Raw genomic sequence first — 26,049 nt, 5'->3', positions numbered from 1 at the left:
GGCACTGGTCGAAACCCGCCTGGCGCCGGAAGACTTGCTGGATCTGCTGCAGGGCATCGAGCAGGAATTCGGGCGAGTGCGCGATGTGCGCTGGGGTGCCCGCACCCTGGATCTGGACCTGCTGCTGTACGGCAGCGAGGTCATCAATACCTCGCGCCTGAGCGTTCCTCACCGGGAAATGCACACGCGCGCCTTCGTGCTCGTGCCACTGGCCGAGATCGCCGCCGACCGGCACATCCCCGGACAGGGCATGGTGGGCTCGCTGGCCGCAGCACTGGCGCAGGACGGGATCGCGCCCTGGCCGGACAGCCGCTGGCCGACGGCTTGACCTGCACGCCGGCAAACACCAACATGCTCGCCCACGAAGAAGCCGCTGCCTGACCCGCGGCATCTGGAGCCGTCATGAAAGCCGTCACCCTGCAGACCCTGAAAGACCTGAAGGCGCGCAACGAGCGCTTTTCATCCCTGACCTGCTATGACGCCAGCTTCGCCGCCGCCATGGCGCGCGCCGAGGTCGAGGTCATCCTGATCGGCGACTCGCTGGGCATGGTGCTGCAGGGTCACGACTCCACGCTGCCGGTCACGGTCGACGACATGGCCTACCACACGGCCGCCGTGGCGCGCACCAACAAGACCGCGCTGATCATGGCCGACCTGCCGTTCATGACTTATGCCACCCTGCCCGACGCGCTGGCCAATGCCGCGACCCTCATGCGTGCCGGCGCCCACATGGTCAAGCTCGAAGGCGGCGCCTGGCTGGCCGAGACCGTCGCCCAGCTGGCACGGGGCGGCATTCCGACCTGCGTGCACCTGGGCCTGACGCCGCAGTCCGTGAACGTGTTTGGCGGCTACCGCGTCCAGGGACGTGGCGATGCCGGCGAGCGCCTGCTCGCCGATGCCCGGGCAGTGGTCGAAGCCGGCGCCGCCGTGCTGCTGCTCGAGTGCGTGCCCACCGACCTCGCCCGGCGCCTGCATGCCGAATGCCCGGTGCCGGTCATCGGCATCGGCGCCGGTCCCGACTGCGATGGCCAGGTACTGGTGATGCACGACATGCTGGGGCTGCACAACGGCAAGCCGGCCCGTTTCGTGAAAAACTACCTTGGCAGCGGCGACGGCAGCATCGAGGCCGCCTTTCGCCAGTATGTCGCCGAAGTGAAGGATGGCCGCTACCCGGCCCCCGAACACGCTTTCGCCTGAGGCCACGAGCCGGGCAATCCAGGACAGACCGCAGCATGAAGATCGAAACCACCATCAGCGGCGTTCGCGCCGCCCTGCGCCAGGCCCGCAAGGCCGGCAAGTCAGTCGCGTTCGTGCCGACCATGGGCAACCTGCACCAGGGCCACATCGAGCTGGTCAGCGAGGCCCGGCGCCGCGCCGACTTCGTCGTCGCCAGCATCTTCGTCAACCCGACCCAGTTCGGGCCCGGCGAGGACTTCGACAAATATCCGCGCACACTGGAGGCCGATGCCACCAAGCTGGTCGACACCCAGTGCGACCTGCTGTTCGCGCCGGCCAGCAGCGAGATGTACCCGGATGGCCGCAGCCAGGTCACCACGGTCCAGCTCAGCGGCATCACCGAAATCCTCTGCGGTGCCCGCCGCCCCGGCCACTTCACTGGCGTGGCCACCGTGGTCAGCAAGCTGTTCAACATCATCCAGCCCGACATGGCGCTGTTCGGCGAGAAGGACTACCAGCAGCTGGCAGTCATCCGCCGCCTGGTCAGCGAGCTCTGCTTCCCGGTGACCATCATCGGCGTGCCCACGGTGCGCGCCGATGATGGCCTGGCACTGAGCTCGCGCAACGGCTTCCTGAGCGAAGCTGAACGGACACAGGCACCACTCTTGCATCAGACACTCTGCCAGCTGCGCGATGCGGTGCAGCAGGGCCAGCGCGACTACGCCATGCTGACCGGTGCCGCCCGCGCGCACCTGGAGAAATGCGGCTTCGAACCGGACTACCTGGAGATACGCAACCAGGACCTGGATGCGCCGGAAAGCGGTGATGGCAAGCTGGTTATCCTGGTCGCTGCCCGCCTGGGCAGCACCCGGCTGATCGACAATCTGCAGTTCGAAACGCACTGAAACGGGTCTGCGACGGCACAAAAAAGCCCCACGCAGAGTGATTGAACCTCGCCGCGTCTTGCGGCAAAATGGCGCGCCCGGCGGGAGGGGTCGACCAATTGGTCATTTCTTTACGCCTAAAGTTCGCTGCTGTGCGGAGGTAAACGCCCATGCAATGCATCATGCTCAAAGCCAAGCTGCACCGGGCCTGTGTGACCCATGCCGAGCTCGACTATGAAGGCTCCTGCGCCATTGACGGCGACCTGCTCGATCTCGCCGGCATTCGCGAGTACGAACAGATCCAGATCTACAACGTGGCCAATGGCGAGCGCTTCACCACGTACGCGATCCGTGCCGAATCCGGCTCGCGCATGATTTCGGTCAACGGCGCCGCTGCCCACAAGGCCCAGCCCGGAGACCGCGTGATCATCTGCACCTACGCCCAGTTCGAGGCCGAAGAGCTGAACAGCTTCAAGCCACGCCTGGTCTACTGCAACGCGGACAACAGCGTCAGCCACAGCGCCAACGCCATCCCCGTCCAGGTGGCCTGAGCCCCGGCCCAATTCGCCAGCATGAAAGACCGCCGCCATGGCGGTCTTTTTTTATGCCGGATGACGCACTCACTAGCCTTGCGTCAGCCAGACAATCGCCAGGAATCCGACGCCACTCAGTACCACCGTGTACGGCAGCGCCATGACCACCATCCGCCCATAGGACAGCCGCACCAGTGGTGCGATCGCTGACGTCAGCAGGAACAGAAATGCCGCCTGTCCATTGGGCGTCGCCACGCTGGGCAGGTTGGTGCCGGCGTTGATGGCCACCGCCAGATACTCATAGTGCTCGCGACTGATGCCGCCGGCATCGAACACGCGCTTGACCTCGCTGATGTAGACCGTGGCCACGAAGACATTGTCACTGATCATGGACAGCAGACCATTGGCGATGAAAAACATGCCCGGCTGGATATCCAGCGGCATGGTCAGCACAGCATCGATCACCGGCGTGAACAGATGCTGGTCATGAATCACCGCCACCACTACGAAGAAGACCACCAGCAACGAAGTGAACGGCAGCGCCTCCTGGAAGGCCTTGCCGATCTGGTGCTCATCGATCACCCCGTTGAATGCAGTCACCAGAATGATGATCAGCAGGCCGATCAGACCCACTTCGGCGACATGAAACGCCAGCCCCAACACCAGGATCACCGCCGCCACCGCCTGAACGATCAGCATGGCAGACTGCGCCGACGTTCGCCGCTCCCGCTCACGCGCCGCGAATTCGGCCAGCACCTCCCGCACACTGTCCGGCAGCCTGGCGCCATAACCGAACCAACCCGTCCGCTCCAGCAGCAAGCAGGTGAGCAGGCCAGCCACCAGCGTCGGCAGGCTCACCGGTGCCATGACAAGGAAGAACGTCGCGAAGTCCCAGCCGACGGTCTTGGCGATCAGCAGATTCTGCGGCTCGCCCACCATGGTGCAGACTCCGCCCAGTGCAGTCCCCACCGCCGCATGCATCAGCAGACTGCGCAAGAAGGCACGGAAAGTCCGCAGGTCATCGCGGTGATCATCGACCAGGCCGCGATCACAGCTGGCGTCATGATGATCAGTCACTTCCCCCCGGTGCCCTCCCTTGCCTGAAGCGACCCGATGATAGACACCATAGAAACCGACGGCGACGCCGATGATGACCGCCGTGACCGTGAGCGCATCCAGGAAGGCCGACAGCAGCGCGGACATGGCGCAGAAAATCAGGGACAGCAGCGCCTTGGAGCGTACGCTGACCAGGATATGCGTGAATGTGACGAGCAGCAGCCCGCGCATGAAGTAGATGCCCGCCACCATGAACATCAGCAGCAGGATCACCGGCAGATTCAGTGCGACCTCGCGGTAAACCGTATCCGGATGCGTGAGCCCGATGGCCACGGCCTCTACCGCCAGCAGGCCGCCGGGCAGCAGCGGATAGCACTTCAATGCCATGGCCAGCGTGAAAATGAACTCCGCCACCAGCAGCCAGCCCGTCACCACCGGACCAGCCAGCCAGAAACACAACGGATTGAGCAGCAGGCAGGCGATCACGGCCTGCTTGTACCAGACTGGGGCATGCCCCAGAAAATTTCGGAAAAAGACAGCGGACGCTGGCGCAGCCATGACACGCTCCTGCTGGGCCTGCTGTGGCAGGCACCCAAAAAGACAATGCCCGCGACAGGCGCGGGCATTGTCAGTCTCTAGATGATGGCGGGCTGAATCAGCTGCACCGCCATTGCTCATCAGCCAAACAGGCTGCTGATGGCGCCATTGAGGCTGGCGCTCCATTCCGCGCCATGCTCCACCAGCAACTGGCCGCCATATACGACGATCAGCAAGCCGGTCAGCATGACAATAACCGGCAGGATCCAGCGCTCGAAACGGTAGTAGAAGGACTTGTTGCGGACTTCGGCATCGGCCGCGTCCATTTCCTTCTCGCCCACCACCATGCGCGTCAGCAACTGGTTCAACGCCACCGGTGGCGACAGATAGCCAAGCTCGAACGCGGCCAGCACGATCATCCAGAAGTGCACCGGATGAATGCCGTTGTTGTAGGCAATCGGGGCAATGGTTGCAGACACCAGAATGACAGCACCGAACGGGTCCATGATCATGCCGATGAACACCAGCATGATCATGAGCATGGTCAGCGCCAGCCAGATGCTTCCCAGATCCTCGGGCACACTCTCCATGATTCCGGAGCGCTCGATCACGCCACCCACCGAGACAGACAGCGCCATCAGCATGATCAGCGCGCCAATGTGACCGATGGTCTCGTTGGTGGCGAAACGCATGGCCTGCTCGAGGTTGAGCCGGCGCTCTGCCTGCGGATTGTGCTGCACGGCCTGGGACTTCGGCTCGCGACGAATCTTATCGAAGATCACGATGAACAACATGATGATCGGCAGCATCACCGGCGCGGTGAACTCGTCGAGCTTGGTATCGAGGAAGTACTTGTAGGCGTAGACCACACCCACCGTGATCACGATGTACGGCGACACCGGCACCAGGGCACGGGCCGACTCGCGCAGCGCGTTGCCGAACTGCACGGATTCGCGGCTGGCGGTGGCAACACCCGGCTCACGGGTGAGCATGGCATAGAGCAGGAACAGCGACGAAGTCAGGATGAAGACAGTAACACCCCAACCATACAGCTCGTTGGTGGTCACCTGCTTGTTGAGGGCGGCGATCAGCACGATCAGCAGGCAGGGACGCAGCACCACACCCAGCGAGCCGGACATGGCGGCCGATGCCAGCGCCAGTTGGCGACGGCCGCCGGCGGCGAACACTTCCTTGTAGACAATGGCGCCGGCCGCGATCACGAAGATGCCGGAGGCGCCGGTATAGGCGGTCGGCACCGCAGCCGCGATCAAGATGACCCAGGCCAGGGCCTCGGGCGACAGTTTCCAGGGACGCACGATATCCAGGAAGAGATGCACCACGCGGGTCTGCTTCAGCAACATGCCCGCCCAGATGTACAGCGCCAGGTTCAGGAAGATGCCGGAGAACTCCAGCAGCTGACCCAGATAGATGGCGATGCCGGCGAAATGACCTTCAAGCATGAAGGTGGTGCCGGACGAGATAGCCATGAAGGCATAGAGCGGGATCGACAGCAGGGCAAGGCCGAAGTTGCCGCCCTCCTCCGCCTCGGCCGGCGGCGTCAGCAGCTTCTTGATGCTTACCAGCGTCAGACCGCCGAACAATGCGATCAGGATGTAGTGAATCAGCGGCTTCTCGACGGCGATGCCCGAGTTGAGCAGGACATTGTTGTAGTAGAACCAGCACGAGAAGGTCAGGATGGCATTCGCCACCACCATGGCGGTGCCATAGACCCTGAAGTCCATCCGCGTGCGCGGCGGACGCAGATTGATGTGATGCACGCCCAGCGTGGTGGTCACGGCAGCGATCGCGAACATGATCAGCAGAATCAGCGAACGGTTCTCGGTACCAAATTTGAAAATGCCGAAGAAGCCGGTCTCGATGGCACGGAAGGCCTTGACCTGTGGTGTCAGGTGCTCGCTGATACGCTCGTACATGCTGTGCTTTTCGGCGCAGAGGGACTTTGCCTTCTCCATCGAAGCACGCAGAGCCTCGGGATCCTGCGGCGAATCTGCAAACAGCGCGTCCAGCGGGTCATCGGAAACTGCCGGCGCGGCCGCGGCGGCGACAGCGGCATCGATATCCTGGTTGGGATCGCAGTCAGGCCTGCTGGGATCGGCGCGCAGCATGAAGTACTGCACGTTGGTGGTGGGGTCACCGAACATGCGCTCGCCCATGCGCAGCAACTGGCCATGGAGCATTTCACCGGTGCCGATGACCAGCGTCAGAACCAGCAGGATGAGAACCGGCAGACTGGAAAGCCACTCCGAAGCACTGCGGTTCAGGAAGATAGGTTTGTTGTTCATATAATCACTTCCTTGAAGGACGGTGGCGGCCAGGCCATGACAGCCCGACCGCCACCTTTCGTCATCTCACGATGACCTGATCACTCGAGGTTCTGCGAGCACTCGGCATCGCTGCTGTCGACCGCGCAACGCACGCGCTTGAGCACGCGCATCATGCCCGGATCGTAGATGCCTTCCTTGGTCAGCGCGATACGGGAATCACGCAGCAGCACGACGTAGCTGTCCTTGTCCGCAGCCGGCAGATCCATCCAGACTGTACCGGGAATGTCCTTCTCGGCCTTGGTGATCAGGGCCATGGCACGAGTTGCCTGGGAGTCCCAGTACTGGCGCGACTTCTGGCCGAAGTCGGCCGGGAACTTGTCCTTGTTGATGATCAGCTGGAAGGTCAGCTGGATGATCGGGAAGCGCACCACGGCGCCGTCTTTGCCCAAGCCCTTGTAGAGCTCCAGCGGCTTGTAGGCCAGGGCCGGGGAGGCAATGATGTCGACCGCGTTGTTGTTGAACTTGGCGGCGAAGTTGGTGATGTCGGAAGACACCGGCTGCGCACCGACCTTCTGCACCATCTTGGCCTGGGCCTTGTCATAATCGAAGATCGCGATCTTCTTGCCGGCCAGCTTGTCGACATGGTTGATCGAGCGGCTCTTCACGAACAGGTAGGCGGCACCTGCCGGAGCCAGACCGGCGACCTCATACTTGCCCTGGATCATCTTCGGCGCCAGCGCTGGGTTCGCCAGTGTGGACATGACACGCTTCATGGCTTCATAACTGGGGATCGCGCCCAGCGAATCCAGCGAACCGGTGAAGGTGTTGAACTGACGGCCACGCATGCCGGTCAGCAGCACACCGTCACACTGCCCGGCCTTGAAGTCCTCGGCGGCGGTGCGCTCGTCGGTATAGGCCTTGAGCTCGACGGCGGCGCCGAGCTTGGTGGCCGCCAGGGCATAGTCCTTCATCAGACCGAAGGCATCGCCTTGGGCGCCAAGGATATCGAACACACAAATCTTGTTGGCGGCGGAGGCCTGCATGGAGGCGGTGGCAGCCGCGGCGGTCAGCAGGGCCGCCGCCATCTTGTTGAGCTTGCGCATGGGGTATTCCTCATTCTTATATGAAAACGGATCTGGACAGCACAACGAAAACAGCCCGTTGCTGCACAGAGAACGTGCGGCAACGGGCTGAAGATCACAGCAGGTCGCCGATATCGACGCCTTCAGCCTTTTCCGGCTCCTCGTCCCAGAACTTGCCGAGCATGCCCGGCGGCGTGCGGGTGCCCGCACCTTCGGTCCACAGGCGATCGGACAGCGTGGTGACGATCAGCGCAGCGATGCTGTCAGCCAGGCGGTACTGGGCATTCGGCTTGAAGCCTTCGGGCACGTTGGCGAAGCGACGGATGGCATCACGCAGGCGAGCCTGGTCATCCTTGCCGGCGGCGGACAGTGCGTACATGGCGTGCGGCAGACGCATGCCCGCAGCTTCGCCCTGCTGCATGGTGGCCTGGAAGGCACCCCACGGATCCTTGCCTTCATCGGCACCCGGCAGCACGTTCCAGATCACGGCGCGAGCGGCCAGCGGGACACCCCACCACTTCTTGTTGTCGAGGCAGGTGAACGCGCGCTCGGCCTTGGCGGCGATGTCCATCGGCACGCCGACGACCTGCTGGGCGATCACGTCGTTGAGCACGGCCTGCAGGCCGGTGACCAGGCCCAGCATGTAGACGAACTCGTCGAAGTCCTTGTAGAAGTCGGAGCACTCGTCACCAATCTTGATGTCGTAGCGCTTCTCGTAGTAGCGCACGAAACGCTGGTAGCCGGCCAGCTGACGGCGGGCAGCCATTTCGGCGAAGCGCTTCTGGGAGATGCGGGCGTCCTGCGCCTCTTCGACCTGACCGGCACGGGCGGCACGCAGATAGCGCAGCTCGGCGTTGGTCGCCTCGATTTCGGCACACAGGCCGGCGGTGGTGTAGAGCAGCGTGCCGAGCTGGTCAGCATTGGCACCCAGATTCTCGGTGGCCATGATCAGCGGCGCAGTGGCCACGCCGGACTGGCAGGCCATGACGACATCGTTGTCCTTGAGCATGGGCGGCACCAGCTTGCGCTCGACGAAACGCAGGGCCTGGTTGCTGATGAAAGCCTGGGGATCGCAGGCCGAAAGCAGAACGGACGCACCGATGATGGCACCGGCAAAGCCGCGACGGAGCAGGCGGGAGCCCCTCATGTCAGTCTCCTCAGAGTTGAATTTATTATTCTCGTTTGAACGCTGTTTTTCTTGGTGCGGACCAAACGATCCGGCTTGCAGGCCGACGTTGCTTACAAAAGATAACATCAAGGAATGACAGGATTAAAGCGCAAGTCCTGCCATCCAGCGGCTTTTTTAGACCGCATGAACCAACACCTGTATCAGGACGCCGGCGAGGCGTCCTGATACGCCGGACATCAGACTTCCGTCAGCTCCTTCATGGACAGCTTGATGCGGCCGCGCTGATCGACATCGAGCACCTTGACCTTCACCACCTGCCCCTCCTTGAGGTAGTCCGACACGTTCTCGACACGCTCGTTGGCGATCTGCGAGATGTGCACGAGGCCGTCGGTGCCAGGCAGGATGTTCACGAACGCGCCGAAGTCGACGATGCGTGCCACCGTGCCTTCGTAGATCGTGCCCACTTCGACTTCGGCGGTGATTTCCTGCACCCTGGCCAGCGCGGCCTGGGTGGCACCCTTGGTTTCGCCGTAGATGCGCACCAGGCCGGAATCGTCGATGTCGATGCTGGCCTTGGTTTCTTCGCAGATGCCGCGGATGGTCGCGCCGCCCTTGCCGATCACGTCGCGGATCTTGTCCGTGCTGATCTGGATGGTGGCGTAGGTCGGGGCATTGCCGTTCACTTCCGGACGCGACTGCGCCAGCACCTGGTTCATCTGGCCCAGGATGTGCTGACGGGCTTCGTGCGCCTGGCTGAGGGCGATCTCCATGATCTCCTCGGTGATGCCTTCGATCTTGATGTCCATCTGCAGCGCGGTCACGCCGTTGGCGGAACCGGCGACCTTGAAGTCCATGTCGCCCAGGTGATCTTCGTCACCGAGGATGTCGGTGAGCACGGCGAAGCGCTCGCCTTCCTTCACCAGACCCATGGCGATGCCGGCCACCGGCGCCTTCAGCGGCACGCCGGCATCCATCAGCGCCAGCGAGGCGCCGCAGATCGAGGCCATGGACGAGGAGCCGTTGGACTCGGTGATGTCGGACACCACGCGGATGGCGTACGGGAACTTGTCGGATGCCGGCAGCATCGGGTGCACGCCGCGGCGGGCGAGACGGCCGTGGCCGATTTCACGGCGCTTCGGACCGGATTCGCGGCCGGTTTCGCCGACCGAGTAGGCCGGGAAGTTGTAGTGCAGCATGAACGGATCGGTGTAGCTGCCTTCGAGGGCGTCGATCATCATGGCGTCGCGGGTGCCGCCCAGCGTGGTGGTGACCAGCGCCTGGGTTTCGCCACGGGTGAACAGCGCCGAACCATGGGCCTTGCCGAGCACGCCGACCTGGATGTCGAGCGCACGCACGGTCTTGGTGTCGCGGCCGTCGATGCGCGGCTTGCCGGACAGGATGTTGTCGCGCACGGTGCGGTACTTCAGGTCTTCGAACAGCTCGTCGAGCTCGTCGGCATCGACATCGGCACCTTCCGGCGCGAACTGCTCGAGGGCGGCCTTCTTGATTTCGCCGAGACGGGTGTAGCGGTCCTGCTTGACGCGGATGGTGTAGGCCTCGGAGATCTGGGCTTCGAAGGCGTCCTTGAGCGCGGCCTTGAGGGCCTCGTTCTTGGTCGGCGCCTGCCAGTCCCAGCGGGCGTTGCCCACTTCGGCGGCGAAGGCGTTGATGGCCTCGACTGCTGCCTGCATTTCATCGTGGCCGAAGAGCACGGCGCCGAGCATCTGGTCTTCGCTCAGCTCCTTGGCTTCGGACTCCACCATGAGCACGGCGGCCTGGGTACCAGCCACGACCAGATCCAGCGCCGAGGTCTTGAGCTGCTCGTAGGTCGGGTTCAGCACGTACTCATCATTGATGTAGGCGACGCGCGCGGCACCGATCGGGCCGTTGAACGGAATGCCGGAGATGGCCAGCGCGGCGGAGGTGCCGAGCAGCGCGGCAATGTCCGGATCCTGCAGCTTGTCGGTGGAGATGACGGTGGCAGTGACCTGCACTTCGTTCAGGAAGCCTTCCGGGAACAGCGGGCGGATCGGACGGTCGATCAGGCGCGAGGTCAGCGTTTCCTTTTCGGACGGGCGGCCTTCACGCTTGAAGTAGCCACCCGGGATGCGGCCGGCGGCGTAGGTCTTTTCCTGGTAGTTGACGGTCAGCGGGAAGAAGTCCTGGCCCGGCTTGGCCTTCTTGGCACCGACCACGGCGACCAGCACCTGCACGCCACCCATGGTCACGACGACGGCACCGGAGGCCTGGCGGGCGACGCGACCGGTCTCGAGGGTGACGCTCTGGTTGCCGAACTGGAACTGCTTGCGAACGATATTGAACATGTATTGCTCCGGGACGCGCAGCGGCGCCTCTGCTCTGTTTTTTATGTCGACTGCTGCCACCGGAAGCCCCTAACAGTTGCGCTGCACGAACGGCATCGCAGGTGTTAGAAGCCTCTCCCGCGGCAACGGGCTGTCACATCCTGTGACCGGGGCACCAGACCCCGAAAAGAACAGGGAGCGGCATGCCGCTCCCTGTCTTCGCTCCGCTTAGCGGCGCAGACCCAGCGTCTGGATCAGTGCGCTGTAACGGTCGCTGTCCTTGCGCTTGAGGTAGTCAAGCAGCGTGCGACGCTGGTTGACCATGCGGATCAGACCGCGGCGCGAGTGGTGATCATGCTTGTGCGCCTTGAAGTGCGACTGCAGATCGTCGATCTGCGCGCTCAGCAGGGCCACCTGGACTTCGGGGGAGCCGGTGTCACCGGCAGCACGTGCAAACTTCGCCACAATGGCAGCTTTGTCCTGGACCGTGAGGGCCATGATGTATCTCCGTCATGAGAGGCCATGAAAACAGCGACGGACCGCGCCTCTCTGCAGTCCGCGCCCACACGCCCCACAAGGGGCCTGTTCTTTCCGCCTGCCGCGTCCGCTGCCGGGAAATGATCCCGGCTCAGACGCCGCTTTTCAGCAGGCGTTTCGGGGCCAGCAGGCCGTCATCATTGACGGCGGCTATCCCCAGGAATTCCTCGTGCCGCACAGGCTGGCCATCCGGCCCGGCCTGCGGCTCGCCGATCTGGAAAACCAGCACCGGCCGGCCATCGGCGGGCGCGCCCGCAGCGCGCACCGGATTGCCGTGGCGCAAATAATACGCCGATGTTTCGCTCAACTCCACCCGTGGCCAGTCCGCCAGTCCGGACCAGGCCGGCAGCAGCAGCGCGTCCAACGCCGGGAAGCCGGCCTCCTCGGCCACCGCGATGCGCTCGCGGTCATGCGTCTGCTCGATGCGGAACGGCCCGGCGGCCAGGCGCCGCAGTTCGACGACATGCGCGCCGCAGCCCAGCGCCTCGCCGATGTCCTCGACCAGATTGCGGATGTAGGTGCCCTTGGAGCACGACACGGTCAGCTCGGCGAACGGCGGCTCCAGGCTTTCCAGCACCAGCTCGTGGATGGTCACCGGACGCGCCGCGCGCTCGACCTCTATGCCGGCCCGGGCCAGCTCGTAGAGCGGGCGGCCATCCTGCTTCAGCGCCGAATACATGGAGGGAACCTGCAGGATGTCGCCACGGAAGGCATCCAGCACGGGCTCCAGCGACTCGCGCGTGAGCGCGGGCACCGGACGCTCGCTGACGACCTCGCCCTCGGCATCGGCCGTGGTGGTCTTCTGCCCCAGCCGCAGACGCGTGCGGTAGACCTTGTCGGCCTCCAGCAGGTAATGCGAGAACTTGGTGGCTTCGCCCAGGCAGATCGGCAGCACCCCGGTCGCCAGCGGATCGAGACTGCCGGTGTGCCCGGCCTTCTCGGCCTGGTAGCGGTGCTTGACCCACTGCAGGATCTGGTTGGAGGTCAGGCCCGCCGGCTTGTCCAGCAGCAGGATGCCGTCGATGGGACGGCGCGGTCGGCGCGGCTTGCTCACGGGGCCGGTCTCAGCGCGGCTGCTCGGCATCCGGCGCGGGCGCGACGGCATCGGACTGCGGCTCGCCGGCACGCTCGGCGTCCTCGCGGACCGCCTGCGTGATCAGCTCCGCCATGCGGTTGCCGCGCGACGTCACCACATCGTGATGGAACCGCAGGTGCGGCACGATGCGCGTGCGCAGGCCGCGGCCGAGCTCGCCGCGCAGCACGCCGGCGGCGGCATTGAGGATGGCGATGCCTTCATCCGGCGCCTCCTCGAGCGTGCGCCCGAGGATGGTCACGTAGATGTCGGCATAGCCCATGTCCGGACTGACCTTGACCGCCGAGACGGTGACCATGCCCAAGCGCGGATCCCGCAGGCGCTGACGGATCAGGCCGGAGATGTCGCGCTGGATCTGGTCGCCCAGACGTTGCGTACGCTGACTCAATGCACTACCCCGGCGGCCTCAGAGGCTGCGCTTGATGATCTGGACTTCGTAGACTTCGATCTTGTCGCCGGTCTTGATGTCCTTGTAGCCCTTGACCGCCAGACCGCACTCCATGCCGTGGCGCACTTCCGCCACGTCTTCCTTGAAGCGGCGCAGCGACTCCAGCTCGCCCTGGAAGACGACCACGTCTTCGCGCAGCACGCGGATCGGCTTGTTGCGGTACAGGCTGCCCTCGAGCACCATGCAGCCGGCGGCGGCGCCGAACTTCGAGGAATGGAACACCTCGCGCACTTCGGCGATGCCGACGATGTTCTCGCGGCGCTCCGGCGACAGCAGGCCCGACATGGCGGCCTTGACGTCATCGATCAGTTCGTAGATCACGCTGTAGTAGCGTAGGTCGATGCCATCGGCCTGGCACTTGGCGCGCGCGGCGTTGTCGGCACGGACATTGAAGCCCAGCACCACGGAGCCGGTGGACTCGGCCAGCGTGATGTCCGACTCGGTGATGGCACCGACGCCCGAACTGACGAACTTCACCCGCACTTCGTCGGTGCTGAGCTCGTTGAGCGAAGCGATCAGCGCTTCCAGCGAACCGCGCACGTCGGTCTTCAGGATGATGTTGACCGAAGCGGCCTCCTGCTTGCCCATGTTGGCGAACAGGTTCTCCAGCTTGCTGGCCTGCTGCAGGTCCATGCGCACCTGACGGTCACGCGCGACACGGAACTCGGCGACTTCGCGCGCCTTGCGCTCGTCGGCCACCACCAGAAATTCGTCGCCGGCACCCGGTGCGTCCGGCAGACCGAGGATCTCGACCGGCATGGACGGACCCACGGACTTGACCTGCTTGCCGGTTTCGTCAACGAGGGCGCGGGCACGACCGTAGAGCGTGCCGGCCAGCACTAGGTCACCCTTCTTCAGGGTGCCCTTCTGCACCAGCAGCGTGGCCACGGCACCGCGGCCCTTCTCGATGCGGGACTCGATCACCACACCCTGGGCCGGGCCGTCGGACACGGCGGTCAGCTCCAGCAGCTCGGCCTGGATCAACACGGCCTCCAGCAGCTCGTCGATGCCCTGGCCGGTCTTCGCCGACACCTTGATCAGCTGGGTGTCGCCACCCCATTCCTCGGTCACCACCTGCTTCACCGACAGCTCGCTGAGCACGCGGTCGACATCGATGGATTCCTTGTCGATCTTGTTCAGCGCCACGATCAGCGGCACGCCGGAGGCGCGGGCGTGATCGATGGCTTCCGCCGTCTGCGGCATGACGCCGTCATCGGCAGCCACCACCAGGATCACGATGTCCGTGGCCTTGGCACCACGGGCACGCATGGCCGTGAAGGCGGCGTGACCCGGCGTGTCGAGGAAGGTGATCATGCCGCGCGGCGTTTCGACGTGATAGGCGCCGATGTGCTGCGTGATGCCGCCGGCTTCGCCGGATGCCACCTTGGTGCGGCGGATGTAGTCGAGCAGCGAGGTCTTGCCGTGGTCGACGTGGCCCATGATGGTGACCACCGGCGCGCGCGTCTCGGCTTCGCCGTGATGCACGATGGAGTCCATCAGCGAGTCTTCGACGGCGGTGGCACTGACCAGCTTGGCCGTGTGCCCCAGCTCCTCGACCACCAGAGCCGCGGTGGCCTGGTCGATGCGCTGGTTCTCGGTGACCATCTCGCCCATCTTCATGAGCACGCGGATCACGTCGCGCGACTTGCGCGCCATCTGCTGCGCCAGGTCACTGACGACAATGGTTTCACCGATGGTGACTTCGTACACCTGCTTCTCCACCGGTTTCTCGAAACCGTGCTTCCTGGACAATGCGCTGGTCAGCGTGCGCTGCACCGGACGGAAATTCTGCTCTTCGCGACGCTTCGGTCCCTTCTTGGCACCGCGCTGGCTGGCACTGCCGCCGCCACGCTTGATCTCGCGATCCTCGCGGGCGAACGAATCCTCATAGGCCGCACCGACCAGCCCGCGGGCCAGGGGCGTATCGGCCAGGTTCGCGGCGCCTTCGTCCTTGCGCCCCTCCAGCTCCTCGGCAATGCGACGAGCCTGCTCCAGGGTCTTCTGGCGGGCCTTCTCCTCGNACGCTCCTCCGGCGTCTCATGGCGCTTGACGTCGACCTTCGGCACGCTCAGCTTGCGGGCATCCTTCTGATCCCCGCCCAGCTGCTTGCGCGCCTCCTCGGCGGCCTTGCGGGCCTCCTCCTCGGCCGCAGCAATGCGTGCCTCCTCGGCGGCACGACGGACAGCCTCTTCGGCGGCCAGACGCTCTTCCTCGACCCTGCGGGCAGCCTCTTCGGCAGCCTGGCGGGCAGCCTCCTCGGCCTCGCGCGCCTTTTCTTCCTGCTCTTCCAGCAGGGAGCGCTTGACATAGGTGCGGGTCTTGCGGACCTCGACATTGACCGTCTTGGCCTTGCCGCCGACGGCGGCGCCGGTCTTCAGCGTGCTGACGGTCTTGCGCTGCAGGGTAATCTTCTTCGGCTCGCCGGCCTGCTCGCCATGGGCACGCTTGAGATGCGCGAGCAGCTGCTGCTTCTCGGCATCGGACACCGGGGCGTCGGCGCTGTCATGCGACAGGCCGGCCTCGCGCATCTGCGCCAGCAGGATATCGACGGTACGGCCGACGGTGTCAGCCAGTTGCTTGACGGTGACTTCAGCCATGGGGCGTGGTACTCCGTTTCAGATGAGGGCGGGCGAGGCTCAGTTGAACCAGGGCTCGCGCGCCTTCATGATCAGTTGGGCGGCGCGCTCGGCGTCCAGCCCGTCAATGTCGACGATGTCATCAATGGCCTGTTCGGCCAGGTCTTCCATGGTCACCACGCCACGGGCGGCGAGCGCGAACGCGATCTTGCGCTCCATGCCCTCCATGCCCAGCAGGTCTTCGGCCGGTTCCTGCGCACCCTCTTCAGACACCAGCGCCTTGGTCAGCAGGGCGTCCTTGGCACGCTGGCGCAACACCTCGACCAGATCCTCGTCGAAGTCCTCGATGGCCAGCAGCTCTTCCAGCGGCACGTAGGCGACTTCTTCCAGCGTGGTGAAGCCTTCGTTCACCAGGATGATGGCGATGTCCTCGTCCACCGACAGGTCGGCGACGAAACCGTCGACGAACTTCTGCGCTTCGCTTTCCTGCTTGGCCTGGGCATCGGCCACGGTCATGACGTTCAGACGCCAGCCGGTCAGCTCGGATGCCAGGCGGACGTTCTGGCCGCCACGACCGATGGCCATGGCCAGCTGGTCTTCCTCGACCGCGACATCCATGGTGTGGGTGTCTTCGTCGACGATGATCGAGGCCACTTCGGCCGGCTGCAGCGCGTTGATGACGAACTGCGCGGGATTGTCGTCCCAGAGCACGATGTCGACACGTTCGCCGCCCAGCTCGCCGGAAACGGCCTGCACGCGCGAGCCGCGCATGCCGATGCAAGCACCCTGCGGATCGATGCGATGGTCGTTGCTCTTCACCGCGAGCTTGGCGCGCACGCCCGGATCACGCGCGGCAGCGCGGATGGCGATGATTTCCTCGCCGATCTCCGGCACTTCGATGCGGAACAGCTCGACGAGCATTTCCGAACGGGTGCGCGACAGCAGCAGCTGGGCGCCGCGGCCTTCGCTGTTGACGGCGTAGAGCACGGCACGCAGGCGGTCGCCGATGCGGAAGCTCTCGCGCGGCAGCATTTCCTCGCGCGCCAGGTAGGCCTCGGCATTGCCGCCGAGGTCGACGATCAGGCCGTCACGGGTGGTCTTCTTGACCGTGCCAGACAGGATTTCATCGACGCGATGGCGATAGGCGTCGACCACCAGCGCACGCTCGGCCTCGCGCACTTTCTGCACGATGACCTGCTTGGCGGTCTGGGCAGCGATACGACCGAATTCCACCGACGGAATCTGCTCCTCGACGATGTCGCCGAGCTTCAGGCCCTTTTCCTCGACATCGCTGATGGCGAGCTGCATGGCCGGAATCTCGTGGTCCTCGTCGGCCACCACTTCCCAGAAACGGAAGGTGTCGTACTCGCCCGTCTTGCGGTCGATGCTGACGCGGATGTTGATCTCGTCGGTATCGAAACGCTTCTTGGTGGCGGCGACCAGGGCCTGCTCCAGCGCCTGGAAGATCACCTCGCGCGCCACGCCCTTTTCGTTGCTGACGGAGTCCACTACCAACAGGATTTCTTTGCTCATGATTCGACCTGTGTGCTCACTCGTTCAATCAGAGGTTCGGAACGATGTTTGCCTTGTCAACGCTGGCAAACGGGATTTGTACCACGACGCCATCCACCAGCAATGACACCTGCGTGTCATCCGCCGACTGGATGGCCCCCTTGTAGCGGCGACGCCCCTGCAGAGGTGCATTCAGCCTCAGGTTCGCCTCTTCGCCGACGAAGCGCTGGTACTGCGACGGCTTGAACAGGCCGCGATCCCAGCCCGGCGACGACACCTCCAGCGTGTACTCGCCGGCGATCGGATCCTCGACATCAAGCACGCCGCTGACCTGGTGGCTGACCGCCGAACAGTCGTCGACGCCGACACCGCTTTCGCGGTCTGTATCAATGAACAGGCGCAGCACCGAATGCCTGCCCTGCTGGAAGAACTCCAGCCCCCAGAGCTCGAAGCCGCACGCGACCACGGCCGGCTCCAGCAGGGAGGTCAGCTCTTCGACTTTCTTCGAGATGGCCATGCTTGCCGCTCTCCCGGCACTCCGCCGGAGTGCCTGAAACAAACGCCAGAAACAAAAAATGGGCCCAAGGCCCACTGTGACGGCAGCCGGGTGATGCACCCGATCACCTGCCGCAAGACTTATGAAAAAGCCCACTCATGGTGGGCTTTTTCATCAAAGTCCGAATGTGGTAGCGGGGGCTGGATTTGAACCAACGACCTTCGGGTTATGAGCCCGACGAGCTACCTGACTGCTCCACCCCGCATCAGAGGTTGCGAACTCTAGTGGGCTGACACACGCTTGTCAAACCCTTTCGCGCCCGGCTTTGCCGGTATTTCGAGCATTCGCGCCGAAGACGGCGAAACACTCGAGAATTGGTGCGGAAGGGGGGACTTGAACCCCCACGCCGTTAGGCACAGCCACCTCAAGGCTGCGTGTATACCAATTTCACCACTTCCGCTTTTGTCTGGTGTTTAGCCCCGCCACCGGGGTATCGCAATGCCGCCGATCTTACTGCCCGGACTGCGTCGGAGCCACCGGCAGATCCGAATTCACCGGAGCCACCGGATCGCTGCCCGGCAGGGTCGGCAGACCCTGGGTCTTGGGAGCCGGCGCAATCAGGCCCGCCATGTCATTGGCATGGTTGCGGGCATAGATCGCCAGACCCAGGCTGGTGAGAAAGAACACCAGCGCCAGCACCGCCGTCAGCTTGGTCAGGAAACCCGCCGAACCGGCACTGCCGAATACCGTGCCCGAAGCACCCGAGCCGAAGGAAGCGCCCATTTCAGCGCCCTTGCCCTGCTGGAGCAAGATCAGGCCGATCATGGCCAGCGCGACCAGGACATGCACCACAAGAACCAGCGTTTCCATAGCAACCTATTCCGCGGCAACCCGCACCGCTCAATTCCGCTCTGGGCAATCGCCCGGTTCAGAGTCTCTGCCGTACCGCATGGCAGATACCCAGGAATTCCTGCGCGTCCAGGGAAGCCCCCCCGACCAGCGCACCATCAATGTCGGGCATGGCGAACAGCCCCGCCGCATTCCCCGCCTTCACGCTGCCACCGTAGACGATGCGCAGCTGCCCGGCGCGGTCGGCATCGAACGCCGCCATGACCGCACGCAGCGAAGCGTGCACCGCCTGCGCCTGCTCCGGCGTGGCCGTCAGCCCGGTGCCGATGGCCCAGACCGGCTCGTAGGCCAGCACGGCACCATCGAAGGCGTCAGGCCCCTGGCTTTCCAGCACTGCCAGCAGCTGCCGGGAAACCACCGACAGCGTCTCGCCGGCCCGGCGTTCATCCAGCGTTTCGCCGACGCAGAGCACGGGCTGGAGCCCGGCCTTGCGGACAGCGGCGAACTTCTCGGCCACCACGACGTCCGTCTCGCCATGCAGCTGGCGACGTTCGGAGTGCCCCACCAGCGCCCCGGCAAGACCGCAGTCCTGCAGCATGGACACCGAATGCTCACCGGTATGGGCACCACCGGCATGCTCGGACACATTCTGCGCCAGCACCCGGACACCCGTACCTTCCATCGCGTCGACCACCTGGAGCCAGTAAGGCGCCGGAGGAGCGACACAGATATCAATCTCGCGTTCTGCAGCCAACAGCGACAGGCCCTTGGCCAGCAGCGCATTGGTCTCACGCAGTCCGTTCATTTTCCAGTTGCCGGCGACCCAGGGGCGACGCATGCGAATACTCCTTGGCGGGCCAGCCTCGCGAGGCCGGCAATACTAACGAAGCCTGTGCCGGGTTACAAGCCGTTGCGCACGGCTTCCGCCAACGACTCGGCGAGACGCTGCACCAGCACCCCGTCGCGCCCCTCGACCATGACGCGGATGACCGGCTCGGTGCCCGATGCCCGGAGCAGGACACGCCCCTGCCCGGCCAGCTCCGCCTCGGCAGCGGCCACCGCCTGCGCCAGCGAAGGCTGCGCCTTGATGTCGATCTTCTGCGCCAGGCGGACATTGATCAGCACCTGGGGATACTTGCCCATGCCAGCCCGCAGGTCGGCCAGGCTGCGGCCGCCGCCGACCATGGCGGCCAGCACCTGCAGGGCGGCGACGATGGCATCGCCGGTGGTGGCGCGATCGAGGCAGACGATATGCCCCGACGGCTCGCCGCCGAGCGTCCAGCCGCGCTCCTCCAGCGCCGCCATGACATGGCGGTCGCCGACATTGGCGCGCACGAAGTCGCAACCCAGCTCGCGCAGGGCGACCTCGAGACCGAAATTGCTCATCAGCGTGCCGACCACACCGGGCAGCGGCTGTCCGGCACGCTGACGCTCGCGGGCGATCAGGTAGAGGATGTCATCGCCATCCACCACTTCGCCGCGATGGTCGACGAGGATGATGCGGTCGCCATCGCCGTCGAAAGCGATGCCGAGGTCGGCGCGCTCCTCCAGCACCCGGCGCTGCAGGCTCTCCGGATGCGTGGAGCCGACCTCGTGATTGATGTTCTTGCCGTCGGGCTCGCAGGCATGGCGGATGACCGTGGCGCCGAGCTCGGTGAACACCGCCGGCCCGACCTGGTAGGTCGCGCCGTGGGCGCCGTCGACGACGATGCGCAGCCCTTCCAGCGACAGCCCGAAGGGAAAGCTCGACTTGCAGAACTCAATGTAGCGCCCGCGGCCGTCTTCCTGCCGGGTGACCTTGCCGAGCCGGTCCGGATTGTCGATCACCATGTCGCGATCCAGCCAGGCCTCGATCTCGGCCTCGACCGCATCCGGCAGCTTCTTGCCGTCCGGCCCGAAGAACTTGATGCCGTTGTCGTGATACGGGTTGTGCGAAGCCGAGATGACGATGCCGGCGCTGGCGTGGAAGGCGCGCGTCAGGTGCGCCACAGCCGGCGTCGGGATGGGCCCGAGCAGGCGCACGCTGACACCGGCGGCGGACAGGCCGGCCTCCAGCGCGGACTCGAACAGATAGCCCGACAGGCGCGTGTCCTTGCCGACCACGACCGATGCGCGACCACCCGAGGCCATGGCCTTGCCGGCGGCCCAGCCCAGCTTGAGCGCGAAGTCCGGCGTGATCGGGTACTGCCCGACCAGACCACGCACGCCATCGGTACCGAAATATTTTCTGCTCATGCCGATTCCTTAATGTTCCGTGCCGGACACACGTCCGACCTCAGCCTGGGCCTGCCAGAGCGCCAGCACATCCGCCATCGCCCGGACATCATGGGTGCGCACGATCCGGGCGCCCCGCTCCACCGCCAGCAGAGCAGCCGCGTTGCCGGCATGCAAGCGCTGATCGACGGGCGCACCGTTCAGCACCCCGCCGAGCATGCTCTTGCGCGACACCCCGACCAGCAGCGGGCCACCCAGCGCCCGCAGCGCCGAGAACTCGCGCAGCAGCAGCAGATTGTGCGCCAGGGACTTGCCGAAGCCGAAGCCGGGATCGAAAACCAGACGGGCGGGCAGCACACCGGCAGCGATGCACGCGTCCGCGCGCTCGCGCAGGAAGCCCAGCACATCGGCCAGCACATCGTCGTAACGCGGCGAACGCTGCATGATGTCCGGCTCGCCGTGCATGTGCATGAGGCAGACCGGCAGGCCGGAGGCGACCGCTTCCGCCAGCGCGCCGGGGCGCGTCAGCGAGCGGACGTCGTTGATCAGCCCGGCGCCGAGGCGTGCGGACTCGCGGATCGCCGACGGCGTCGAGGTATCGACCGAGATCACGACATCGAGACGCGCGGCGATGCCCTCGACCACCGGCAGCAACCGGTCCAGCTCCTCCTGCTCGCCGACCGCGGCGGCACCCGGCCGGGTGCTCTCGGCACCGACATCGATCAGCCGGGCACCCTCCGCCAGCATCTGCTCGGCCTGCCGGAGGGCGGCATCGAGCGAGACATAGCGACCGCCATCGGAGAACGAGTCCGGGGTGACATTGAGGATGCCCATGATCGCCGGCCGAGCCAGATCCAGCGTGCGCGCACCGCAGACCAGCTCAGCCACGGCACGACTCCGCCGGCAACGCGTGCCGACGACTGAAGGAAGCCGTCCTGAACGCGGAAAAAGGGCCGCGATGGCGGCCCTCTTCCGGAACAGCGTCCGAGACGCCTGACGCAGCGCGCCGCATCAGAGCGCGTCGGCCGCGGGCTCGCCGGAAACCGGCTTGTCATCGACCGGGGAGGCGGACGCCGACGCACCGCCGGACTTGTCGCCATCGTTCCAGCCGCGCGGCGGGCGCAGCGTGCGGCGCGCCATGAGGTCGTCGATCTGGTCGGCGTCGATGGTCTCGTACTTCATCAGCGCCTCGGACATGCTGTCGAGAATGTCGCGGTTGTCGACCAGGATCTGTCGCGCCTGGGCGTAGCAGCGGTCGATCACCGAACGGATCTCGATATCGATGTCGATTGCGGTCTGCGACGACACGTTCTTGCGCTGGGTCACCGAGCGACCGAGGAAGACTTCGCCCTCGTCCTCCTCGTAGAGCAGCGGACCGAGCTTCTCGGACAGGCCCCACTTGGTGACCATGCTGCGCGCCAGCTCGGTGGCGCGCTGGATATCGTTGCTGGCGCCGGTGGTGACGCCATCGAAGCCCAGCGTCAGCTCCTCGGCGATGCGACCGCCGAACAGCGAGCAGATGCTGCTCTCGATCGAGCGCTTGGACATGGAGTAGCGGTCTTCCTCGGGCAGGAACATGGTCACGCCGAGGGCGCGTCCGCGCGGAATGATGGACACCTTGTAGACCGGGTCGTGATCAGGCACCAGACGACCGACGATGGCGTGGCCGGCCTCGTGATAGGCGGTGTTCAGCTTCTCCTTGTCGGACATGACCATGGACTTGCGCTCGGCGCCCATCATGATCTTGTCCTTGGCCTTCTCGAACTCGTTCATGCTGACCTGCTTGAGGTTCCCGCGCGCGGCGAACAGCGCGGCCTCGTTGACCAGATTGGCGAGATCGGCGCCGGAGAAGCCCGGCGTGCTGCGCGCCAGCGTCTCCGGATCGACGTCGGCGGCCATGGGCACCTTGCGCATGTGCACGCGCAGGATCTGCTCGCGACCGCGGATGTCCGGCAGGCCGACCACCACCTGGCGGTCGAAGCGACCCGGGCGCAGCAGCGCGGAGTCGAGCACGTCCGGACGGTTGGTGGCGGCGATGACGATCACGCCCTCGCTGCCCTCGAAGCCGTCCATTTCCACCAGCAGCTGGTTCAGCGTCTGCTCGCGCTCGTCGTGACCGCCCCCCATGCCGGCGCCGCGATGACGACCGACGGCATCGATTTCGTCGATGAAGATGATGCAGGGCGCATTCTTCTTGGCCTGTTCGAACATGTCGCGCACGCGGCTGGCGCCGACGCCGACGAACATTTCCACGAAGTCGGAGCCGGAGATGGAGAAGAACGGCACCTTGGCCTCGCCGGCGATGGCCTTGGCCAGCAGCGTCTTGCCGGTGCCGGGCTGACCGACCATGAGGATGCCGCGCGGAATGCGGCCGCCGAGCTGCTGGAACTTGCCCGGATCACGCAGGAAGTCGACGACTTCCTTCACTTCTTCCTTGGCCTCGTCGCAGCCGGCGACATCGGCGAAAGTGACCTTGATCTGGTCCTCGGAAAGCTGGCGCGCGCGCGACTTGCCGAAACTCATGGGGTTGCCGCGACCGCCGCCGCCACCCATGCCGCCGCCCATCTTGCGCGACAGGAACACGAACAGCGCGACCATGAGCAGGATCGGGAAGGCCGCCACCAGCAGCTGCGAGAGCACGCCCTGCTGCTCCGGCGCGGCGCCGACGACTGCCACCCTCTGCTTCAGCAGCTGGTTGATGAGGTCGTTGTCCGGGGCCGGCGGGCGCACGGTCTCGAACGCCTCGCCGCTGCTGCGCTGGCCGGTGATCAGATCAGGCTGGATGCGCACCTGCTTGATCTCGCCGGCGTCGACGGCTGCCACGAACTCGCTGTAGCTCATGGTGCGACTGGGCGATGCCTTGTTGAAGTTGCCGAAGACATAGCTCAGCGCACCGGCAATCAGCAGCCAGACCAGCAGATTTTTGGCGAGATCATTCACAGTGGCGAACCTCCTGGCTCAGAAACGGTCTTTTCAGGCAGCGACCTGCCCGACGGTGCGCCGCGAGCGGCGCGGAATCAATCACTGGCATCAGGGCCGGAAACCCGTCGCCACCAGGTACACCTCGCGCGATCGCGCACGCGAGGCATCCGGCTTGCGCGCCTTCAGCACCGGAAAGTGCTGCTGGATCAGCCGGCGGTATTCCTCGTAGCCTTCGCCCTGGAAGACCTTGACCACGAAGGCACCGTTCGGCTTAAGCACGCGCACGGCCATGTCCAGCGCCAGCTCGCACAGATACATGGCGCGGGGCTGGTCAACGGCATTGTTACCAGACATATTGGGGGCCATGTCGGAAATTACAAGGTCGACCGGCTGATCATTCAACGCCGCGAGGATCTCGTCGAATACCGACTGCTCGCGAAAGTCGCCCTGGATGAAGGTGACATCCGGCAGCGCGTCCATGGGCAGGATGTCTGTCGCCACTACCCGGCCGCGCCCGTCCAGCAGGCGACCGGCGACCTGGCACCAGCCGCCGGGGGCGGAGCCGAGATCGAGCACGGTCATGCCGGGGCGCAGCAGGCGGTCCCGCTCCTGCAACTCCAGCAGCTTGTAGCTGGCACGCGAGCGGTAGCCGTCCTTCCAGGCGCGCTGGACGTAATGGTCGTCCAGATGCTCCTTCATCCAGGCCTTGCTGCTGCCGCTGAGCTTGTGATTGGTGATTCGGGTGGCCATGGGATACGAGGGAAAATCGAAAATAAGGGGAAACACCTGTCGCGACAGGCTAGAATAAGCCCTCTTTTACCAGAAACCGGCACGTTTTGCCCGCCGCCCTGCCCGTCCCGCCCTCCGCGCGCGACGACGCCCGGGCCGGCCGGGCCGGAATATGCCGCCCCGTGCCGCAATCGAGGTAACCCCGTGAGCCTGTCCACCGCTGAAAAGAAACGCCTGCGCCAGATCGGCCACCACCTGAATCCGGTGGTCCTGCTCGGCGGCAACGGACTCACCGACGCCGTGCTGGCCGAGATCGACGCCCGCCTGGAAGACCACGAGCTGATCAAGGTCCGCGTCGGCGGCGAGGACCGCGAAGCCCGCCAGGAAGCCATTCTCGAGATCGCCCGCGCCACCCAGGCCGAAATCGCCCAGACCATCGGCAAGCTGGTACTGCTCTACCGCCCGGCCAAGCGCCCGGACCCCAAGCTCTCCAACCTGCTGCGCGCCGCCACCTGACACGCCTGCCCGGCACCAGCCAGGCAAGGATCAGGGGCGCGTCAGCCAGTCCAGCAATGCCCGCGCCAGCACATTGATGTCCGCGCAGGCAGCCGGCAGGCGCGCCTCGATGTCGGCCGCCGGCTGCACCCAGCGCGCCGGCACCAGTTCGTCGGCGCAGTGCCGCATGATTTCGGCCGCCGTTTCCGGCGTGGTCTCGAGATGGAACTGCAGCCCCACCACACGCTCGCCGAACTGGAACGCCTGATTCAGGCAGGCCTCGCTGCGCGCCAGACGGACCGCGCCGGCCGGCAGCTCGAAGGTCTCGCCATGCCAGTGGAAAACCTCGATCTCCGGCGGAAAGCCGAAACAGCTTTCCGGTGCAGGCTCGGCCGTGACCGGAAACCAGCCGATCTCGCGCTCGCCATTGGGAAAGACCCGCGCGCCCAGCGCGCTGGCGATCAGCTGCGCCCCCAGGCAGATGCCCAGCACCGGCGTACCGCGTGCGATCACTGCACGGATGAACGCCTTTTCCGCCACCAGCCAGGGCAGCTCATGCTCGTCGTTGACGCTCATCGGACCGCCCATGGCGATCAGCAGGTCGACCTCGGCGGGGTCCGGCAGGGCATCACCGGCGTGGAAATGCGTATAGCCGACACTGCCGGCGTGCTCCGCCAGCCAGACAGCCATGCTGCCCGGCCCCTCGAAGGCGACATGCTGCAGGATGTGTGCGCGCACGGCCGTCAGGGTCTCGCCGCCGGATACAGGGCGTAGGTCACGGTGATCGAAGCCTGATCCAGCACATGCCCGCTGATCGCCGCCAGTGCCTCGGCGCCGGTGGTACGCGGCGGCAGGCCCAGCGTGTCGACATCCAGCGCATAGACGGTGAAGCGGTAGCGGTGCAGGCGCTCGTCGTTGAACGGCGGCCAGGGGCCGTCGTAGCCGCCATAGTCGCCACCCATGTCGGCGTCGCCGGCGAACCAGCCGGTGTAGTCGTTGATGCCGCGCACACCGGCGGCGGACGGACCCGCCGGCTTGCCGCGCGGCACCAGGCCATCGGCATCGGCGGCTTCGGCCAGCTCGGTCACGCCGGCCGGAATGTCGGTCAGCACCCAGTGATAGAAGTCGACACGCGGCAGGTCGTAGGGCACCGTGCGGTCGCCGCGGTTGACATCCTCGCCGCTGGAAGGAAC

22 protein-coding genes, 2 tRNA genes and 2 pseudogenes are annotated in these 26,049 nt (G+C 65.2%); 5 read left to right on the top strand and 21 right to left on the bottom strand.

The annotated features are described in order from the left end of the window. The 4 genes from folK to panD form a co-directional block, all read left to right on the top strand. Positions 1-328, top strand: a 328-nt coding sequence (gene folK, locus C5O18_RS00275) for a 2-amino-4-hydroxy-6-hydroxymethyldihydropteridine diphosphokinase (RefSeq protein ID WP_105190887.1), incomplete at its 5' end; no start/stop codon positions are given. A 74-nt stretch (positions 329-402) separates the two neighbouring features. Further along, positions 403-1,197 carry a 3-methyl-2-oxobutanoate hydroxymethyltransferase gene (gene panB / locus C5O18_RS00270; protein ID WP_105190886.1) on the top strand — a complete coding sequence of 265 codons (795 nt, stop codon included), beginning with the start codon at positions 403-405 and terminating at the stop codon, positions 1,195-1,197. Positions 1,198-1,232: 35 nt separating this feature from the next. Continuing rightward, entirely contained in the window at positions 1,233-2,081 is an 849-nt protein-coding gene (gene panC / locus C5O18_RS00265) for a pantoate--beta-alanine ligase (RefSeq protein ID WP_105190885.1), read from the top strand. A 149-nt stretch (positions 2,082-2,230) separates the two neighbouring features. Next, the gene (gene panD, locus C5O18_RS00260) at positions 2,231-2,611 is read left to right on the top strand and encodes an aspartate 1-decarboxylase (RefSeq protein WP_105190884.1); all 381 of its coding nucleotides are present in this window, start codon (positions 2,231-2,233) and stop codon (positions 2,609-2,611) included. 72 nt (positions 2,612-2,683) lie between these two features. Here the strand turns inward: panD and nhaB are convergent, their stop codons facing one another. The 19 genes and pseudogenes from nhaB to rlmE all read right to left on the bottom strand — a co-directional run bounded on the left by nhaB (position 2,684) and on the right by rlmE (position 24,382). Next, entirely contained in the window at positions 2,684-4,207 is a 1,524-nt protein-coding gene (gene nhaB / locus C5O18_RS00255) for a sodium/proton antiporter NhaB (protein ID WP_105190883.1), read from the bottom strand. Positions 4,208-4,326: 119 nt separating this feature from the next. Then, positions 4,327-6,489 (bottom strand): TRAP transporter large permease subunit, encoded by a 2,163-nt coding sequence (locus tag C5O18_RS00250; protein WP_105190882.1) that lies wholly within the window; start codon positions 6,487-6,489, stop codon positions 4,327-4,329. Positions 6,490-6,569: 80 nt separating this feature from the next. Continuing rightward, a complete protein-coding gene (locus C5O18_RS00245) occupies positions 6,570-7,574 on the bottom strand; it encodes a putative solute-binding protein (RefSeq protein ID WP_105190881.1) in 1,005 nt (334 codons plus the stop codon). A 94-nt stretch (positions 7,575-7,668) separates the two neighbouring features. After that, a complete protein-coding gene (locus C5O18_RS00240; RefSeq protein ID WP_105190880.1) occupies positions 7,669-8,700 on the bottom strand; it encodes a hypothetical protein in 1,032 nt (343 codons plus the stop codon). A 218-nt stretch (positions 8,701-8,918) separates the two neighbouring features. Next, a complete protein-coding gene (pnp, locus tag C5O18_RS00235) occupies positions 8,919-11,006 on the bottom strand; it encodes a polyribonucleotide nucleotidyltransferase (protein ID WP_105190879.1) in 2,088 nt (695 codons plus the stop codon). Positions 11,007-11,213: 207 nt separating this feature from the next. Next, on the bottom strand, positions 11,214-11,483 hold the full coding sequence (rpsO, locus tag C5O18_RS00230) for a 30S ribosomal protein S15 (RefSeq protein ID WP_105190878.1): 270 nt from the start codon (positions 11,481-11,483) through the stop codon (positions 11,214-11,216). A gap of 130 nt (positions 11,484-11,613) precedes the next feature. Further along, positions 11,614-12,606 (bottom strand): tRNA pseudouridine(55) synthase TruB, encoded by a 993-nt coding sequence (gene truB, locus C5O18_RS00225; RefSeq protein ID WP_478209667.1) that lies wholly within the window; start codon positions 12,604-12,606, stop codon positions 11,614-11,616. After that, complete coding sequence (gene rbfA, locus C5O18_RS00220; RefSeq protein ID WP_105190877.1) at positions 12,587-13,003, bottom strand: 30S ribosome-binding factor RbfA; 417 nt, start codon at positions 13,001-13,003, stop codon at positions 12,587-12,589. The genes truB and rbfA overlap by 20 nt, the downstream gene beginning before the upstream one ends. Before the next feature lie 18 nt (positions 13,004-13,021). Then, a pseudogene (gene infB / locus C5O18_RS00215) lies at positions 13,022-15,660 on the bottom strand (translation initiation factor IF-2). Positions 15,661-15,699: 39 nt separating this feature from the next. Further along, positions 15,700-17,172, bottom strand: coding sequence for a transcription termination factor NusA (gene nusA / locus C5O18_RS00210; protein ID WP_105190876.1), 1,473 nt, complete (start codon positions 17,170-17,172; stop codon positions 15,700-15,702). 28 nt (positions 17,173-17,200) lie between these two features. After that, on the bottom strand, positions 17,201-17,668 hold the full coding sequence (gene rimP, locus C5O18_RS00205) for a ribosome maturation factor RimP (RefSeq protein ID WP_105190875.1): 468 nt from the start codon (positions 17,666-17,668) through the stop codon (positions 17,201-17,203). Between the two features lie 167 nt (positions 17,669-17,835). Further along, positions 17,836-17,912: transfer RNA gene (locus C5O18_RS00200), tRNA-Met, on the bottom strand. Between the two features lie 110 nt (positions 17,913-18,022). Beyond that, positions 18,023-18,107 (bottom strand) — tRNA-Leu (locus tag C5O18_RS00195). A gap of 50 nt (positions 18,108-18,157) precedes the next feature. Further along, positions 18,158-18,517 carry a preprotein translocase subunit SecG gene (gene secG, locus C5O18_RS00190; RefSeq protein ID WP_105190874.1) on the bottom strand — a complete coding sequence of 120 codons (360 nt, stop codon included), beginning with the start codon at positions 18,515-18,517 and terminating at the stop codon, positions 18,158-18,160. Between the two features lie 58 nt (positions 18,518-18,575). Then, positions 18,576-19,334 carry a triose-phosphate isomerase gene (tpiA, locus tag C5O18_RS00185; protein ID WP_105190873.1) on the bottom strand — a complete coding sequence of 253 codons (759 nt, stop codon included), beginning with the start codon at positions 19,332-19,334 and terminating at the stop codon, positions 18,576-18,578. Between the two features lie 62 nt (positions 19,335-19,396). Beyond that, positions 19,397-20,731: a phosphoglucosamine mutase gene (gene glmM, locus C5O18_RS00180; protein WP_105190872.1), complete on the bottom strand. Its 1,335-nt coding sequence runs from the start codon at positions 20,729-20,731 to the stop codon at positions 19,397-19,399. 9 nt (positions 20,732-20,740) lie between these two features. Continuing rightward, positions 20,741-21,598 (bottom strand): dihydropteroate synthase, encoded by an 858-nt coding sequence (gene folP / locus C5O18_RS00175; RefSeq protein ID WP_241146687.1) that lies wholly within the window; start codon positions 21,596-21,598, stop codon positions 20,741-20,743. Positions 21,599-21,820: 222 nt separating this feature from the next. Further along, a pseudogene (ftsH, locus tag C5O18_RS00170) lies at positions 21,821-23,650 on the bottom strand (ATP-dependent zinc metalloprotease FtsH); the annotation flags it as partial. A gap of 90 nt (positions 23,651-23,740) precedes the next feature. Continuing rightward, positions 23,741-24,382 (bottom strand): 23S rRNA (uridine(2552)-2'-O)-methyltransferase RlmE, encoded by a 642-nt coding sequence (gene rlmE, locus C5O18_RS00165; protein WP_105190870.1) that lies wholly within the window; start codon positions 24,380-24,382, stop codon positions 23,741-23,743. A gap of 183 nt (positions 24,383-24,565) precedes the next feature. On the opposite strand from rlmE, the gene yhbY reads away from it, so the two are divergent. Further along, on the top strand, positions 24,566-24,877 hold the full coding sequence (yhbY, locus tag C5O18_RS10780; RefSeq protein ID WP_241146686.1) for a ribosome assembly RNA-binding protein YhbY: 312 nt from the start codon (positions 24,566-24,568) through the stop codon (positions 24,875-24,877). A 30-nt stretch (positions 24,878-24,907) separates the two neighbouring features. Here yhbY and C5O18_RS00155 read toward each other — a convergent pair whose 3' ends face one another. Further along, on the bottom strand, positions 24,908-25,594 hold the full coding sequence (locus C5O18_RS00155; protein ID WP_105190869.1) for a type 1 glutamine amidotransferase: 687 nt from the start codon (positions 25,592-25,594) through the stop codon (positions 24,908-24,910). Between the two features lie 5 nt (positions 25,595-25,599). Beyond that, a partial coding sequence (locus C5O18_RS00150; protein WP_105190868.1) for a YbhB/YbcL family Raf kinase inhibitor-like protein occupies positions 25,600-26,049 on the bottom strand: 450 nt, incomplete at its 5' end.

It is taken from the genome of Amnimonas aquatica (assembly GCF_002943415.1).
Taxonomy (GTDB): domain Bacteria; phylum Pseudomonadota; class Gammaproteobacteria; order Pseudomonadales; family Moraxellaceae; genus Perlucidibaca; species Perlucidibaca aquatica_A.
Note: the sequence above shows the minus strand (reverse complement) of the source record. Positions and strands in the feature narration are given on the sequence as shown.

Excerpts from the sequence above, each read along its gene's own strand:
- panB (WP_105190886.1), top strand. The coding sequence starts at position 403 with ATGAAAGCCGTCACCCTGCAGACCCTGAAAGACCTGAAGGCGCGCAAC.
- panC (WP_105190885.1), top strand. The coding sequence starts at position 1,233 with ATGAAGATCGAAACCACCATCAGCGGCGTTCGCGCCGCCCTGCGCCAG.
- panD (WP_105190884.1), top strand. The coding sequence starts at position 2,231 with ATGCAATGCATCATGCTCAAAGCCAAGCTGCACCGGGCCTGTGTGACC.
- nhaB (WP_105190883.1), bottom strand. The coding sequence starts at position 4,207 with ATGGCTGCGCCAGCGTCCGCTGTCTTTTTCCGAAATTTTCTGGGGCAT.
- C5O18_RS00250 (WP_105190882.1), bottom strand. The coding sequence starts at position 6,489 with ATGAACAACAAACCTATCTTCCTGAACCGCAGTGCTTCGGAGTGGCTT.
- C5O18_RS00245 (WP_105190881.1), bottom strand. The coding sequence starts at position 7,574 with ATGCGCAAGCTCAACAAGATGGCGGCGGCCCTGCTGACCGCCGCGGCT.
- C5O18_RS00240 (WP_105190880.1), bottom strand. The coding sequence starts at position 8,700 with ATGAGGGGCTCCCGCCTGCTCCGTCGCGGCTTTGCCGGTGCCATCATC.
- pnp (WP_105190879.1), bottom strand. The coding sequence starts at position 11,006 with ATGTTCAATATCGTTCGCAAGCAGTTCCAGTTCGGCAACCAGAGCGTC.
- rpsO (WP_105190878.1), bottom strand. The coding sequence starts at position 11,483 with ATGGCCCTCACGGTCCAGGACAAAGCTGCCATTGTGGCGAAGTTTGCA.
- truB (WP_478209667.1), bottom strand. The coding sequence starts at position 12,606 with ATGCCGAGCAGCCGCGCTGAGACCGGCCCCGTGAGCAAGCCGCGCCGA.
- nusA (WP_105190876.1), bottom strand. The coding sequence starts at position 17,172 with ATGAGCAAAGAAATCCTGTTGGTAGTGGACTCCGTCAGCAACGAAAAG.
- rimP (WP_105190875.1), bottom strand. The coding sequence starts at position 17,668 with ATGGCCATCTCGAAGAAAGTCGAAGAGCTGACCTCCCTGCTGGAGCCG.
- secG (WP_105190874.1), bottom strand. The coding sequence starts at position 18,517 with ATGGAAACGCTGGTTCTTGTGGTGCATGTCCTGGTCGCGCTGGCCATG.
- tpiA (WP_105190873.1), bottom strand. The coding sequence starts at position 19,334 with ATGCGTCGCCCCTGGGTCGCCGGCAACTGGAAAATGAACGGACTGCGT.
- glmM (WP_105190872.1), bottom strand. The coding sequence starts at position 20,731 with ATGAGCAGAAAATATTTCGGTACCGATGGCGTGCGTGGTCTGGTCGGG.
- rlmE (WP_105190870.1), bottom strand. The coding sequence starts at position 24,382 with ATGGCCACCCGAATCACCAATCACAAGCTCAGCGGCAGCAGCAAGGCC.